General features: G+C 49.5%; 9 protein-coding genes. 2 read left to right on the top strand and 7 right to left on the bottom strand.

Annotation, left to right across the window (positions count from 1 at the left end):
• The first annotated feature begins 143 nt into the window (after nt 1–143).
• Both FEN17_RS14705 and FEN17_RS14700 read left to right on the top strand, forming a co-directional pair.
• Complete coding sequence (locus tag FEN17_RS14705; RefSeq protein WP_138366102.1) at nt 144–734, top strand: hypothetical protein; 591 nt, start codon at nt 144–146, stop codon at nt 732–734.
• 246 nt (nt 735–980) lie between these two features.
• Nucleotides 981–2,510, top strand: coding sequence for a malate:quinone oxidoreductase (locus FEN17_RS14700; protein WP_138366101.1), 1,530 nt, complete (start codon nt 981–983; stop codon nt 2,508–2,510).
• Nucleotides 2,511–2,699: 189 nt separating this feature from the next.
• Here the strand turns inward: FEN17_RS14700 and FEN17_RS14695 are convergent, their stop codons facing one another.
• The 7 genes from FEN17_RS14695 to FEN17_RS14665 all read right to left on the bottom strand — a co-directional run bounded on the left by FEN17_RS14695 (nt 2,700) and on the right by FEN17_RS14665 (nt 14,974).
• Nucleotides 2,700–3,545 (bottom strand): sugar phosphate isomerase/epimerase family protein, encoded by an 846-nt coding sequence (locus tag FEN17_RS14695; protein WP_138366100.1) that lies wholly within the window; start codon nt 3,543–3,545, stop codon nt 2,700–2,702.
• Between the two features lie 3 nt (nt 3,546–3,548).
• Nucleotides 3,549–4,760 carry an FG-GAP repeat domain-containing protein gene (locus FEN17_RS14690; RefSeq protein WP_138366099.1) on the bottom strand — a complete coding sequence of 404 codons (1,212 nt, stop codon included), beginning with the start codon at nt 4,758–4,760 and terminating at the stop codon, nt 3,549–3,551.
• Between the two features lie 24 nt (nt 4,761–4,784).
• Nucleotides 4,785–8,357, bottom strand: coding sequence for a PVC-type heme-binding CxxCH protein (locus FEN17_RS14685; RefSeq protein WP_138366098.1), 3,573 nt, complete (start codon nt 8,355–8,357; stop codon nt 4,785–4,787).
• A 105-nt stretch (nt 8,358–8,462) separates the two neighbouring features.
• The gene (locus tag FEN17_RS14680; RefSeq protein WP_138366097.1) at nt 8,463–9,527 is read right to left on the bottom strand and encodes a glycoside hydrolase family protein; all 1,065 of its coding nucleotides are present in this window, start codon (nt 9,525–9,527) and stop codon (nt 8,463–8,465) included.
• Nucleotides 9,524–11,284, bottom strand: a complete 1,761-nt coding sequence (locus tag FEN17_RS14675; RefSeq protein ID WP_138366096.1) for a hypothetical protein — start codon at nt 11,282–11,284, stop codon at nt 9,524–9,526. Before FEN17_RS14675 ends, FEN17_RS14680 begins: the two co-directional genes overlap by 4 nt.
• A gap of 181 nt (nt 11,285–11,465) precedes the next feature.
• Nucleotides 11,466–13,187, bottom strand: a complete 1,722-nt coding sequence (locus tag FEN17_RS14670) for a hypothetical protein (protein ID WP_138366095.1) — start codon at nt 13,185–13,187, stop codon at nt 11,466–11,468.
• Nucleotides 13,188–13,204: 17 nt separating this feature from the next.
• A complete protein-coding gene (locus FEN17_RS14665) occupies nt 13,205–14,974 on the bottom strand; it encodes a RagB/SusD family nutrient uptake outer membrane protein (protein WP_205748162.1) in 1,770 nt (589 codons plus the stop codon).
• Nucleotides 14,975–14,980: the final 6 nt, after the last annotated feature.

Raw genomic sequence — 14,980 nt, 5'->3', positions numbered from 1 at the left:
ATAAAATACGTCGGCATGTCGTCTAATTTTCCAATAAAATTCACGCTGTAAATATCCTGGGTTACCCGAATTCATAGGTATTTGTGAAATTTAGTACGTAATTTGTCCATATACGTTATTGACCAACCAAACTCTTTTTAATTATGCTAAGGAATTTAATCATTATCGCATTTCTGGGTCTTGCTGTATTTTTTGTAGGTTGTAAAGGTGACCAGGGTGATGTTGGTCCGGCAGGAACAGCTGGTGCTGCAGGAGCAGCCGGACCTCAGGGACCGAAAGGGGACACAGGTGTGAAAGGCGAAGACGGAATTGGGGCAATGGTGATCCAAACCGGGAAGGTATCGACTACCGACGGCGCATATATTTTTGGTAAATCCGGTCTTTCAACGGCTGATTCTGCATTTCTTGCCAATTGCGTAATCCAGGTTTATGTTACTGCCAATAACAGAAATTGGGGAATGCCAGGAAAAGCTTACTGGGTTGGTTTATCAACTTTCACTGAATTCAGCTACTACAACCGCTACCTGAATAGCAGGCTGTATATCACATTGATTTCGGAGAAATGGTCAGAAGATCAGCCTGTTGCACCGGAACGTGAATTCCAAAATATTCGGGCTATTATTATCCCATTTACTACTTATCAGCAAATGGGCGCAAGAATGAAGAGCGCCACTTATGAAGAGACGATGAGTGCATTGGGACTTACTGAGAAGGATGTTGTCCAAGCTGATTAATATAGAAATTTAAAAAAATTCCGAAAGGCTGCCCTATCTGGCAGCCTTTTTTTATACCACCACATCTCAATTATTAAACCCTGCCAAGTTTTATTTGCCCGTAGCCAAGAAGTTGTAACCCTTCATAAACTTTATTTTTCAGATTATACTATTTTCGAAACAATTCGTGTTGCATACCTTGTTATCCACTTATCTTTTGTATTATTCCGGGTTTGCGCCTGGCTATCACATATTTAATTTTTCGTTATGAATACCAAAAAGTCTTCAAAAACGAGTACTCCGGATGTGGTTTTGATTGGAGCCGGTATCATGAGTGCAACATTGGGCCTGCTGCTGAAAAAGCTGAATCCGGCCATCACCATTTCTATTTTTGAGCGGCTCGACAGAGTTACTGCCGAAAGTTCCGACCCCTGGAACAATGCCGGTACTGGTCACTCTGCCTTCTGCGAGTTGAACTACACGCCTCAACTACCGGACGGTTCAGTCGAGGTGAAAAAGGCTGTCAAGATTGCCGAGTCGTTCGAAGTATCCAAGGAATTTTGGGCTTATCTCGTCGAAAATGAGATCATTGAGTCTCCTGAATCTTTTATCAACAACATTCCGCACATGAGCTTTGTGTGGGGCGATGAGAATGTTGACTATCTCCACAAAAGGTACGAGGCCCTCACCAGCCACCACTTGTTTCAGGGTATGGAATACACCGAGGACAAAGAGGAAATTGAAAGCTGGGTACCGCTGGTAATGACAGGACGTAATCCTGAGGAAAAGGTAGCGGCCACGCGCATGCAGCTGGGTACCGACGTCAATTTTGGGGCGTTGACGAAATATATGTTCAACTTCCTCGAAAAAGAACCGGGCGTCAACCTCTGCCTCAACCACGAAGTAGGTGATATTGACCGTGCTGACGATCAGTCGTGGCTCATTGAAGTCAAAAACCGTGACACCAAAAGAACGCGGAAGGTGAAAACCAAATTTGTCTTCATCGGCGCCGGCGGCGGATCATTGCCTTTGCTTGAAAAATCGAGAATTCCGGAAGGAAAAGGTTTTGGAGGCTTCCCGGTAAGTGGTCAATGGTTGGTTTGCAACAAGCCCGAAATTATTGAAAAACATCAGGCAAAAGTGTACGGAAAAGCATCCGTCGGCTCACCACCGATGTCGGTCCCACATTTGGACACGAGGATGATTGATGGAAAGAAAGCTTTGTTATTTGGCCCCTATGCCGGTTTTTCAACGAAATTCTTGAAAAACGGTTCCTACCTCGACTTGCCGCTTTCCATCAAGCTGAACAACATTAAGCCTATGCTTGCAGCCGGAATTCATAACATTCCGCTGACAAAATATCTGATCGACCAGGTAAGACAGTCACCGCAAGACCGCCTGGAAGCATTGAAAGAATATCTTCCGGAAGCAAAGCTGGAAGATTGGGATTTGGAAAAAGCGGGTCAGCGTGTACAGGTGATCAAAAAAGATGAAAAAGAAGGCGGCGTGCTGGAATTCGGCACAGAAATGGTGACTGCCGCAGACGGTTCGCTGGCAGCATTGCTCGGCGCATCCCCGGGAGCGTCCACCTCTGTTTCCATCATGATCGAATTGATTCACAAGTGTTTCAAAGAGGCGAAGTCGCCTGAGTGGCAGGAAGGTTTCAAGAAAATCATCCCTTCATTCGGAGGCTCACTTGCTGCTGACGAAGACCTGGCCACAAAAACCAGGGCCCGCACAACCGAGGTTTTGCAATTGAACGCTGCTTCACATATGGAAGAAGAATTAACTGCGTAAGTTGGCAAAACCAGCTAGCGCGCGGTTAGCGCGAACCTCCCGGTTCGTGAAAACTATTCGCAGGCCTCCGGCCGATCATGGGAGATACAAAGCTTCCCCCGATCGGCCGGAGGCCTCATCATATCCAGCATGAAGCGGGAGCTTCGCGCTAGCTTGTTGGGTGCTTCGCACTAGCATTTTAAGTAGGTTCTAAAAGGCCAGCGATCTCAAAAACCTCAGCCCATCCACGGCAATCGCCTCTTTGGAAGGCTCTATCTGCCGCCAGATCGAGGCTGCTTTGGCAATCACTTTTACATCCGGGGTGAAAGATTCGATCACAATGTTACCCTGGTAGTTAATGTTATCCAGCGCGGCGAAGATCCGGTCCCAGTCGATCTGGTCGCCGCCTGGGGTGCCGCGGTCGCTGCCTGAGGCATGAAGTAAGCCGAGTTTGGAGCCAGCTTTTTTGATGGCCAGCGCCGGGTCTTTTTCTTCCAGGTTCATGTGGAAGGAATCTAAATGTATCTGTAGAAAATCGCTGCCTACGTCGCGGATCAAATCCAGGGCTTGGTCGCAGGTATTGATAAAATCGGTTTCATAGCGGTTTAGCGGCTCGATAGCCAGTTTTACATTTCGCTCCTCCGCATAAGCAGCCAGTTTTTTCAGGTTATTTACAACCGTAAGCCACTGTTTCGGCTTTTTATCATCCGGCACCAGATCAGCCCGGCCCACTTCCGAATAAAGCGGCCCGGCAACCAGATTGGCACCCAGCACCGGCGCAATGTCGATTAGCGCCTGAATGTATTCTATCGAGGTAACCTGCTCTTTCCTGTTGCCACGTAAATCACGGCCCGGACCTGTCGCAGCGCAGACTGAGCAACATTCCAAACCACTGCCATCCAGCGCCTTTTTTACAAAAACAGGATCAATGTTTTCCGGTTCCTCTACCGCGATTTCCACAAAATCAAAACCCCATTCCTTGAATTTCTGAAAATAGGAGACGCTTTCATTCGTAAAAGGCGAGGCAAACAAATACGTATTGATCCCGAATTTCATCTGTTACTTGCTTTTTTGCTGCGTGAAAATCCGCACGCCCTTTTTATTGCCTGTCGCAATGTCCAGCAAGCCGTCATTGTTCAGATCTTCCACGGTCACATGCAAACCAATCCCAGAATCCATGTCGATATCGTGCCGGATCCAGGTTGGCGTTTTGCCTGGTTTATATTCAAACCACGTCACCAATGCCGGCTCAAATTCACCCGGATCATTGCCGCTGTGCGCGAAATAACGTTTTCCAGTCACAAAATCCATGTTACCATCCTTGTTCAGATCCACCAGCTCCACGCCGTGTGTCTGCGAAAAAGAATTGTCGATAACATGATGCTTCCACTCCACATTGCCCTGCGCATCCTTCATTTGCTCATGCCACCAGATGCCGTAATTATGCGCCGATGCACTCAGCACATCATTCAGCCCATCCCCATTCAAATCCATCACATACATTTGAGATGCATCCTGCCCCAAGTCAGCTGCATGGAATTTCCAGTCCTCTTCCTTCGGATGTTTTGCGGGCCCTTCGGCAGGACCTTCCCACCAGCCGCTCCGCACGATCACATCTTTTCGCCCATCCATGTTAATGTCCCCATACCCAATCCCATGCGTGTACATATGCGTGGAATTGTTGGGATCATTGCTGATCACATATTTTTCCCAATTGATATCTCCCTTTTTCGAAGGCGCTTTCAGCCAGATCACTTTTTTACCCGTAGGATCGTTGCAAAGCAAATCCTTCCGGCCGTCTCCATCAATGTCCACCATCATCGGAGACTCATTTCCAACAGCCGAATAAATCTGGTGCTTTGGCCAGTAACCCGGCTTGTTTTGTGGATTTTCGTGCCAGTAAGCTGCTTTTCCCGGCCAGTCGATGCGGATCAGGTCAATCCAGCCGTCCTGGTTTACATCCATGGAAAAGTCCAGAAATGAATCGGAATAACTGCCCTGCACGACGAATGTATCCGGTTTCATCAGCTCGTGGGCTTTCCAGCTTGGCGCTTCAAACCAGTAGGCACCGGCCAGAATGTCTTTTTTCCCATCCTTATTCACATCGCCCATCGCCGCACCTTCGGAAATAAATCTGGTTCCCAGCACTGTTTTCTTGAAAACCAGCTCTTTTGAAGTTTTGCTTTTTGTTTGCGCATTGACCATCGTCACTGTCAGCAAACCGGTGAGGCCCAAGCAAAGTAACCGGACCTGTTTTTTAAATAAATGCATTGCAATGATTGGATTTAGGATTCATCATTTAACTCCAAGTAAATAATCCAGCAGCGCGTAAAAATCCTTTTCGGGAATGATGTTGCGAAACTGGTCGGGCATCAACGTGTATTTCGAGGCCCGGTATTCTTTCATATCATTTTTAACAACTGAAAACTCCTGCCCGGTGAGGTCCGCGAATACCATCGTTTCGCCCTCGGTACGCCGGTAAAGGCCGGTCAGCGTTTTGTCATTCTTCAATGTAATGTTATAAGTCCGGAATGCCTCGGTTATATTCCTGTTCGGGTCAAGAATCTTTTGGGTCAATGCTTTGGTACCCCAGTTTCCGATGCCGTCGAGCTGCGGCCCTACCATTCCGCCCGCTCCCTGGATCGAGTGGCAGCCGCTGCAATTCTGTACAAAAACGGACTTTCCGTACACTGCCACTTCCGCCGTCGGTTTGAATGTCGCAATCCGCGCATCGATCAGCTTTTGTCTTTCTGCGCGCTCGTCGGCGCCGGTCGCCAGGTATTTTTCCATCTGCGTTTTCTGGGCAGCATTGGAATGTATCGCCAATCGCTCCTGCACGGCAATTTCATTGGCAATATCCGGACTCGCCTCCTCGTCTTTAAATGCATTCAAAAGATAGCTGATCCCCTCCTGACTGTTCGCCAGCACCGTCGCGATCACCACCTGCAAATTCCGCGCGCCGCCCGCCAGTTGTTTTTTTAATATTTCAAAAACCGAGGGAGAAGATGCCTGCTGCATGGCTATCGCCAGTTTTTCGCGCAAAGCCGGTACCTCGGCTGGATCATTGAAAACCTCCGCCAGGACCTGTACATTCGCTTTCGGATCAATGTTCATCAAGGCACCTGCCGCCGCGCTGCGCACCCGGTAATCCAGCCAGTCCGATTTCAGCATTTCCCTTAATTTCGGTTCCAAAGCTTTTACCCGGTATTCACCTGCAATGTCCGCCGCCATAATCCGCTGGTCTGCAATCACGGTAGGCGCCTTCGCGGGAATTTCCACCACCGCCGGTTCCAGTTTTCCAAAACCCAGCGATCCTGCCGCCGAGCTATCCACTGCCTCAATGTACCCCATCTGCCCCTCGTAAGTGCTTAGGTTAAATGTGGTATTTTTAATCAAATCCTTAAACTGACTGGTTTCCACCTGGTTCAGCCTATACTCCCCGATCACTTTCCCACCATTCGCCAACCTGATTTTCACCGAGTTGTTCGACAAACCTTTTTTCTCAGGCTTGTTGTGAATGTCATTATCAAACACATTCATCGACAATTTCGCAGGCAACTTAAAAGGCACCGAGTATAAAGCACCTTTGGGCAGATACCCATTTTTTTCACTCAAAATAATCCTGAAAGCGGGCATCACATTCGTCAGAAAACTCTCCGAAACCGTCCACGGATTCAGCTGATCGCCGGTTTTGACCAACAATCTGCTTTTCCATATCTCTCCACTTTCAGAAATTCCTGAAAGAAACTGGGTCGACAATTTGGTCCCCCAGGCAACAAGTTTCTGGCTAGGCTCCACGCCGCTCTGCTTCACACCTGCCTGGATGGTTTTGTATAATGATAACTGTATCTCCGGCTCACTCGCGAACTTATTATTGATCAGATCAATCGCTTTATCCAGCTGGTAAGGCGAAACATGCCGGCCAATGTATTCCAGGTTGTTAACCAAATCATTAGAAGCCAGATCATGGTTTAAAGTATAATCCAAAACAAAAGACGCCGCCGAAGTTGAGGGTACATCCAGCATGGTTTTTGTCAAAAGCGCGAGCTGATTTTCAGTCCATTTCGTCGCCGGAACCTGCCACATGACTCGCTGATCTTTGAGATTGTTCCTAACCCCAAGCATCGCCGTGTATTTCAAATGACTATCCTCCGCGTCAGCTTTTTCAAACACATCCATCAAAAGTGCCAGGTTTTCCCCTTTCGGAAAATGCCCCAAAACCTCCGCCCCGGTGCGCCGCACAAACGGATCACTAGCCGATAATGCCTTGATTGCCATTTGCCTGTGCCGGTCCGTCAGTGATTTCCTTTCGATTAAAATTCGTAATGCATGCGTCTGCACCACCGGATTTTCGTGGTTCAAAGCTTTGTCCAATGTTGCGTCATCCAAAGCATTCAGTCTGTGCAAAACCCACAAACCATGCACATAGGGCGCCTGATTCGCAGCATTTAAGACCAAAGAGGCCTTTACCGGATGGATCGCCTTGTCTTTCCAGGTATCCACCAGCCGGTCGGCCACCTTCATTCTTGTATTCAGCTGCGGATGTTTCAATCCTTCCAAAAGCTGCTCGATCGTCGCTTTCGACCAGTCGGTCACCTTCATATCCTGGTGCGGCTGGTCGCCTTTATAAGTGATTTTCCAGATGCGGCCACTCACCCGGTCGCGGCCGGGGTGGTTCAAAGCCACTTCATAATGTCCGATGATTTTGTTATAAAAATCAGCAATGTATATCGAGCCGTCCGGCCCCAGCTTCACATCCACCGGCCTGAACCACGGGTCTTTACTTACCAAAAGCGGCTCCTCTTTTTTAGAAACGGGCGTCGAACCTTTGTAAGAAATCGTATTCCGGTCGATGCGGCAGGTGACTACGTCGCCGGTGAAAAAGCTGTTTCGGTAAGTTTCCGGAAATTGGGTACCGGTGTAGTAAACAAGCCCCGCCAATGCCGTAGAGCCCAGATCGTAGCTCATCATGGTCGGAGCAAAGCCCAAACCTACCGGCGCTTTTTTACCAAAATGCGGATAGTCCCCGCCTAAAATCAACTGCGTAATCGGCTTCGTATGACAATCCACCGAATACAAATAACCCTTTTCATCATAAGCATAACCAAACGGATTCACCCGCCCGAAAGTGGTCTGCTCTACGCGACTACCATCGAGCTTTACCCGAAATGTGTTTCCCGAGTTCATTTTAATCGTATCCCCGTCACTGCCCGCCACATTGGAAATGTTGGAAAAACCATGACAAACATGCAGCCAGCCGTCATATCCGCGGATCAGGTTGTTCACCATGCCGTGCGTATCCTTGTGCCCGAAACCGGCCACCAGCGTTTTTTTGCTGTCGGCTTTTCCATCGCCATTTTCATCTGTGAAATAAGTCAGATCGGGAATGCTGTATGCAATTGCTCCGTCCGACATGGGCATAATCCCAATCGGAATGTTGAGGTTATCATTAAAATGCGTGAATGTTTCGGCCTTCCCGTCACCATTTTTATCTTCCAGGATCGTGATCCGGTCATGCCCGTCACCCATCCCGGCCGCAATCGGATACTCCGAAGATTGCGTCACCCAAAGCCTCCCGCGATCGTCGAATTCCATGTTGATCGGCTTGGTAATGTCCGGCTCGGAGGCGAATAATGTTACCTCAAAACCCGGCGGCAACTGAAAATCCAGCTTTTCCTGCTCGGGCGTCTGGAATTTGCTGGTACGGATATGCTCGGCATAAATGTCGGCATTTTCCGAAGCGTCATTTTTGGTGACCGATTGTTTGGAAGATTTGTTCTTGGGCGCGCTGCAACTTTGGGCATAGAGAATGAAAATCGTCGTGACGCAAAGCACGACGGAAGTCCTCAGGTTCTTCGATCTGATCATACAATCCAGGAAATTCTTTTTGGTGGTTTAGGAATTGGGCAATGTAATGTTGCCAGTTATAAAACTGGGGGAGAGTGTTTTTATACTGTTTTGGTCAACATTCAGCTATTTCTGAGGCACTTGCAGCGGCAGGCCCACCCAGGCCAGCCCAATGCTCCGGTGCATGTGGCTGGTACTTTCGCCCTCGGCCGCATCGTAAAGCAGCGCCAGCCTGTTCCCCACCGCAATCACCGTCGGCATCCCGATCGCGCCGTGCGCCCAGGTAGAATTTTGCTTATCGAGCGCAATCGCCTTGTTCGAAGCATCCCAGTGGTTAATGTCCTTCGTCCAGTACACCCAGATCGCGTCGGTATATTCTTCTTTTTTAGCATTGATGCCAATGTGGTTTGTGAAGAGAAACCAGGTTTTGGTTTTAGGCTCAAAATAAACCGAGGAGTTCTCAATCTGCTCTTCCAGCGGGAAAAGCGGCTTTTCCTCGATTTTCCAGGAAGCATTTAAATCTTTCGTCCGCGCGATGCCGAGCGTCCTTCGGGTGATTTTGTTTTCCAAAGTTGCTCCGCTGAAAAACATCATATATTCATTTTGCTGCTTCACAATGTAACCCGGACTGGAAGTGACGGTGTAATAACTATTTTCCTTCGGCGGCAGCGGCGTCACATCATATTGTTTTGTCCACGGGCCGGCCAGCGATTTCGCCTGCGCTTTCATGGTCAAATACGGGAACGCTGGAATGCGGTAAGGTGCTGGCGTGGTATTGGGCGTGCCTATGTAGAACATGTGCCAGGTATCCTTCTCCTTTACCACCCAGGGCGAGGAGGCGCTTTTGTAATCGTTTTTGGTAGCGTCGCCTAATGTTAAAATCGTGCCCTTTTTGTTCCAGGATTTCAAATCCTTGCTTTCGGCCAGACAGGAAATCCAGCCTTTACTGCCCGCGCCATCATAAAAAAGATAGTAAGTATCCCCCTCTTTATTCACGACCGCTTCCCGGGCGCCATAAGTATCACTGCTGTCCGGCCCGTCGCCATAGCGCATCACAATGCCGGTATCCTTGAAATTCATCCGCAACTTCGCCGACGGCCGACCATCCACATACTGCTCATTTTGCGCAAAAAGCAATGCAGGAACTTGCATTGCCATCGCCGTCAACATCCATTTGAAAACCGTTTTCATGGCTTATAGAAAAAGTTAAATCGTCCCGCAGGCGCCGCGTCACCACTGATCCAGAAATCCATGATGTCGCCGTCGTGCTGCATGTTATCGCTCCATTTAAATTCAAAATTGGGCTCGCCGCTGATGCCTAGCAGGGTTTTCGGGACTTTGATTTCAAGTTTATTTCCTTTGACTGAATAAGTTACCTCTCCCGCTTTCTGCCAGTTCCAGGCCGCCTCTGTCTTCTCCACAGTCGCTTTTTCACCCGGATTTAAGCGGTTTATTACAAAATCATAACCTTCCCAGCCGGTATTTTTATTTCTGTCAACATTGATAAAAAGCCGCATCCAGCCCGGATCTCCCTTCGGCGTTAGCGGCGCGGCGGTTTCCGCATAGAAGTAAATGTTCTCCGCATCCCGTGCGACTTTTGTCAGCACAATGTCATTCCGGCCACTGGTATTTTTGTAAACAAAACTCCCCCAGCCCGGACTATCCCGGTGGATCGTACTGCCTTTATATGATGTAAATGAAGGAGTTACTTTTACCCAATCCTCAAATCTCCCATCCATCGCCAATGTTACCGGCGCGGAAACTGCCTGCGGTTTTTCCACGCCTTTGAACCGCCGAATGTTGGCTGCCATCTGGTAATAATAATTATCGCCATGCCCGCCTTTCATCGGCTCAATGTCGCGGCTGCCCTCCTGGTCGAACTCATCCGGAAAAGCATTGGTCTGCTGTTGCCACACATCGTACCGCCCTGCAATCCACTCGTTCCAGCCCGTCAGAAATACCAGCTCCGGATTGATTTCCAGCGCCCTATCCCACTGTTCCTGAAAATTGAAGCCATAATTCACCGCGCCCGGCGTTGTAATGTGGCCTTTCGCATTCGTGTAACTTCTGCCGAAAGAACCCGTCGCATTCAAAGCCGTCAGGCCGCGCTCCTTCGTCCAGTTTTGCGCTACGCCCACCGGTACCTGCTCGAAAACTCCGTTTTCGTTTTTCTTGAATCCATGCTGCGGCGCAATTTCCAGCCATCCCCAGTGATCCGGCTTTTCAGGACCTTTATTATAAACCGGCTGCCCGGGACGAAATGTGAAAAATTGACGCATCTCCTTTTCCAAAGCAGGCTCAGCACTTTTTCCTTTGATCGGCTCCGTAAATTCCGGCGACGCCATGATGAACGGTTTACCCTTCCACATAAACCACAAGTCCTTGTATTTGCCCGGTTTATAAAGATCATTGTAAATCTCCCGGATAATTTCCTTCCCACCATCGGTGGTCCAAAAAGGCAGCATAAATGATATCTGCGGCGTTTTCACACCATCTTTCCTGGCCTTGGTAAAAACCTCACAAAGCTTCATGTACGATTCTTTCCAGGTCAGATTTCCATTCGTACAATCAAAAATGATCATATCCACACCCGCGTCTGCCAGCATTTCGGCATGTTTCCGCAGCAGCCACTCGTCGGTATCAATGTAATACCCAAAAAGCGGCTCCGCCCAAAACCACGGACTATTATGCTTCGGCCAGATCGGATTGTTAAAATCATGCACCGCCTTCGGATCGCGGCTCAGGTACTCCGTCACATTATAAGGCGGATTATTTTTCGCCTGCTGCGTATGCCAGGTCCAATAAAACAGCGCTACGTATTTGTCCTTTTTCAAATCGCCTACCTCGGCATAAGAAGGTAATGTGCGGCCGACGGCATCGGTGGCGGTGATATTTTGGGCGAGGAGACGGAACGGTAAAAAGAAAATTAGTACAATGTATTTAGACATAGTTTTATTTAAAATTCGTAATCTATAAAGTTGTCGCTACGTTCTTTTTCGTGTCATGCTGAGCGGAGTCGAAGCACGCTACTGATTAAGAACAACGCTTTTTGCAATGTGCCGAGCCAGTGACGTGCTTCGACTCCGCTCAGCATGACATGGAAGAATTACATCGGAGCAAAAACAAAAACTATTGACTTACAACAAAGTTAAACCGCCCCCCAGGTGCCACATCCCCATTCACATACCAATCCAGCGGATTTCCTTCCTCCTGCATGGCGTCTGACCATTTGAATTCCAGATTCAACGGGTTTTTCAGATTGGTTAAAAATGCTTTTGGAATTGTCAACATCATTTGGTTTCCGCTGACGGTATATGTTACCTTCTTCACATCAAACCAGTTTCCAGCCCTATACTGCTGTAAAGTGTTGCCGCCCACCACGCGATAATCATAACCCTTCCAGCCGGTGGCCGATTTTCGGTCTGTGTCAATATAAAGGCGCATCCAGTTGTCGCCAGAATTAGGGGAGATTTCGGCCACTGTTTTGGCATGGAAATACAGGTTTTTCGCATCGCGGGCCACTTTCATTTGGTCAAAATCATTGCGGCCGGTTTTATTGACATAAGTTACCGGCGGATCCACCGGCGCACCGGGGTGGTTGCGCTCCTGGGTATCGCCGGTGTAATCTTTGTAAACGGGTAGCACATCGTCCCAATCCTTCAAATCCCTTACAGTTTTCACCGCGCTCAATGCTGGGTTCGCCTCCACGCCTTTGTACCTCCGAATGTTGGCGACCAGCTGCATATAGTAGTTATCTTTCAAACCCGCTGTCAGCGAAGGCTCAATGTCGCGGCTGTACTCCGGGCTGGCCTGGTCGCAAAACCACGAATGTTCCGGGTTTTTATCGTGACTTTTAAACTTTCCGGCAATCCACTCGTTCCAGCCGGTAACATATACAAAAGGCACATTCTGTTTCAGCGCGAAATCCCACTGTTCCTGCATGTTGTAGCCATAGGCAATGTCTTTTTTCGGCTCGCCCATTGACCCATTGTGATAGCTTCTGCCCCAATTATCCTTGTTTCCGTAAAACGCCGAACCACCCATGCCGGCGGTCGGGTTAGGGTGCTGCGCCACGGATACATTAATGATCTCGCCCTCACCTTTGCTATTATAATGTACCTTCTGCGGCCGGGTAAATGATATCCACGGCCAGCCATTCACCTTCTGCCCCTCCGTCGGCCACTGCGACTCGCGAAATGTGAAGAAAGACTTGAAGTTCTTGCCCTCCGCTTCTTTAGAGATACCGATAATCAAAGGTTTGCCATCGAGCTCGTACCAACATTCCGGGTGGCGGTAAGGCGCGCCCTCTTTGTAAAACATATCATACGCCTCCTGCATCGTCTCACCGGATTCGGTATTGGTATAGAAAACAATTTTCGGCGCTTTCCGGCCTTGGGCGCGCACAGCGTCCATCGCTTTCATGAGGACGTCGGCTTGTTTTGGATAGGTCAAACGGTTTGTTGCGTCGATTACCAGGAAATCCACACCGGCATCTGTCAGCAGCTGAATGCTGCGCAGGTGTACCCAGTAATCATCGGCTTTGTAATAACCGTAAATCGGCTGCCCCCAGTAATACATCCCCACATTATTCGGATCTCCGCCCCACTCCGGATTGTCAAAATCTTCGAGCACCTCGGGATGTTTGGTAACGATTTCGTTCAGGTCCCAATGCTTCGCCGGGGCCACATCATGCCATAGAAAGTAGAACATGCCGACTTGTCGGTTCGCTTTTGGATCGCCGACGGTTTCGTTTTGAGGTAATGTGCGGCCGAGGTCGTCGGTCCCAGCGAGGGGTTGGGCCAGCGCCGCTTGCGCCGCCAGGAGAATGAGGGCTATGGTTTGTTTTATCATGTTGTCCTTTTATTTCATTAATCCAGCCACCCCGGATTCTGCCAGTCCGCCCCCGACAATCCAACAATCTTATCCACTTCCGTTTGATCGATCGGGTACATCAGGTATTTGTCCGAAAATGCATTGCGGTTGGCGAATTTGAAACGTTTGTACACAAAGTTGGTCCCACTTTTGGCGATGCGCATGCCCGTCACGAAGCGGTCAGTTTGGTCAAGGATTTTCCAGCGGCGGACGTCGAAAAAGCGGTGCTCTTCAAATGCCAGCTCCACGCGGCGCTCATTGCGGTATTTTGTTTCAAAAGCCGTCTTGGACATTCCGGCAGGGAATCCTGGCATGCCTGCCCGCGTCCGCACCGCATTCACAGCTTCCCGCGCCGTCATCGATAAGGTACCCGCTTTCACCGCCACATCCGGCCCTACCGACTGGTTCGCCGACTCCGCGAAATTCAGATAAAGCTCCGCCAGCCTGAATAACCGTACTGCACCGTCCGCATCATTATTCTGGCCCGATCTGAAATTGTTGAACTTCCTCAGATAGTAACCCGTGCGGGTAAACTTCCGGTTGATCGAAGAGATCTCCTCCGCCCCACCCACAAATGTTTCCACCTTTTTGCCGGCCGGCGCATCCAAGTTACGCACCGCGCCATTGTAATAAATCGATGCATAAAACCGCGGGTCGCGGCCTACATACGGATCCGTTTCTTTATAACCCGAAGCCGCATTCACGACAGGCACCGTCCGGTTTTCGTCGGAGTAGCCGGTGATCGGGGTTTGCCCGTTGGCCATTTCGTAGGAATCTACCAGCTCCTGCGTCGGGCAGGGACCGGTTCTTTCCATGCCAGGATTGGTCGGCATGCCTGCAAACCGCCAAACCTGCATGTTATCTCCGGCATGGTAGATCGTCTCTTTGTCCGTCGCGCGCTGGTCGTTGGAACTTGTGAAAAAGTACAGCGCATAAGCATTCTGCGCGATATCAGCCGCCGGTTTCTGGCTGAAAAGCTGGTAACCGTTTGCCAGACATTGCCCCAGCGCCTCCGCGTTGATCGCCGTCGCTTTTTCCCAGTTGTAAGTCCCGTCGGTCCAGAGCGGGCTCGCAGCATAAGTCACAGCCTGCGACTTGATCGCATAAGCCACCGCCCGCGTCATCACGCCGTATTGGTTGTCATAAATATCCCACGAAAGTCCATCGCGGGTGGCGGGGTACGACAATGCTTTGTCACAATCAGCCAGAATAAATGTCACCACCTCCGAAAAACTCGCTCTTTTATCCTGCGAAAAATCATGATCAATGCCCAGCGGCTTGTCGAAAATCGGGACGCCGCCGTAGCGTTTGATCAGCTGCAAATAGTATAGTGCGCGTAAAGTGTGCGCCTGCGCGGTCCAAGAAGCTTTTTCACCTTCCGGAGCGTACAAGGTGGCGGTTGCGATATTTTCTATAAAAACATTGCATTTGCGGATACCCTCATACAATGTTCCCCACGGGCTACCGTCTGCCGAATTCGATTTGTAGGTCAGCGAGGTAACATTGCCGCCGTACCAAACGACGTATTTCGAGCCCGGCGTAATGTCGTCGGCGTCCTGCGCCTCGTCGGTGAAAGATGCTCGGTCCATATATGGCTTGGGGACGTGGCCGTAGCACGAGTTCAGATATCCCCGCGTCCGGTTGTAGTCGCTGAACACCTGGTCCATCGTAATTCGGCCGTCGGAAGGCAGGTCGAGCTTTTCGTTGCAGGAGAACAGCATGCCCGAAACCATTGCTGTCAGAAGAATTATTTTATATTTTTTCATCTCAAA

Source organism: Dyadobacter luticola (assembly GCF_005860805.1).
Lineage (GTDB): Bacteria > Bacteroidota > Bacteroidia > Cytophagales > Spirosomataceae > Dyadobacter > Dyadobacter luticola.
This window is presented reverse-complemented; position numbering and strand designations above follow the sequence as displayed.

Coding starts and splice junctions, on each gene's coding strand:
- FEN17_RS14705 (WP_138366102.1), top strand. CDS start 144: ATGCTAAGGAATTTAATCATTATCGCATTTCTGGGTCTTGCTGTATTT.
- FEN17_RS14700 (WP_138366101.1), top strand. CDS start 981: ATGAATACCAAAAAGTCTTCAAAAACGAGTACTCCGGATGTGGTTTTG.
- FEN17_RS14695 (WP_138366100.1), bottom strand. CDS start 3,545: ATGAAATTCGGGATCAATACGTATTTGTTTGCCTCGCCTTTTACGAAT.
- FEN17_RS14690 (WP_138366099.1), bottom strand. CDS start 4,760: ATGCATTTATTTAAAAAACAGGTCCGGTTACTTTGCTTGGGCCTCACC.
- FEN17_RS14685 (WP_138366098.1), bottom strand. CDS start 8,357: ATGATCAGATCGAAGAACCTGAGGACTTCCGTCGTGCTTTGCGTCACG.
- FEN17_RS14680 (WP_138366097.1), bottom strand. CDS start 9,527: ATGAAAACGGTTTTCAAATGGATGTTGACGGCGATGGCAATGCAAGTT.
- FEN17_RS14675 (WP_138366096.1), bottom strand. CDS start 11,284: ATGTCTAAATACATTGTACTAATTTTCTTTTTACCGTTCCGTCTCCTC.
- FEN17_RS14670 (WP_138366095.1), bottom strand. CDS start 13,187: ATGATAAAACAAACCATAGCCCTCATTCTCCTGGCGGCGCAAGCGGCG.
- FEN17_RS14665 (WP_205748162.1), bottom strand. CDS start 14,974: ATGAAAAAATATAAAATAATTCTTCTGACAGCAATGGTTTCGGGCATG.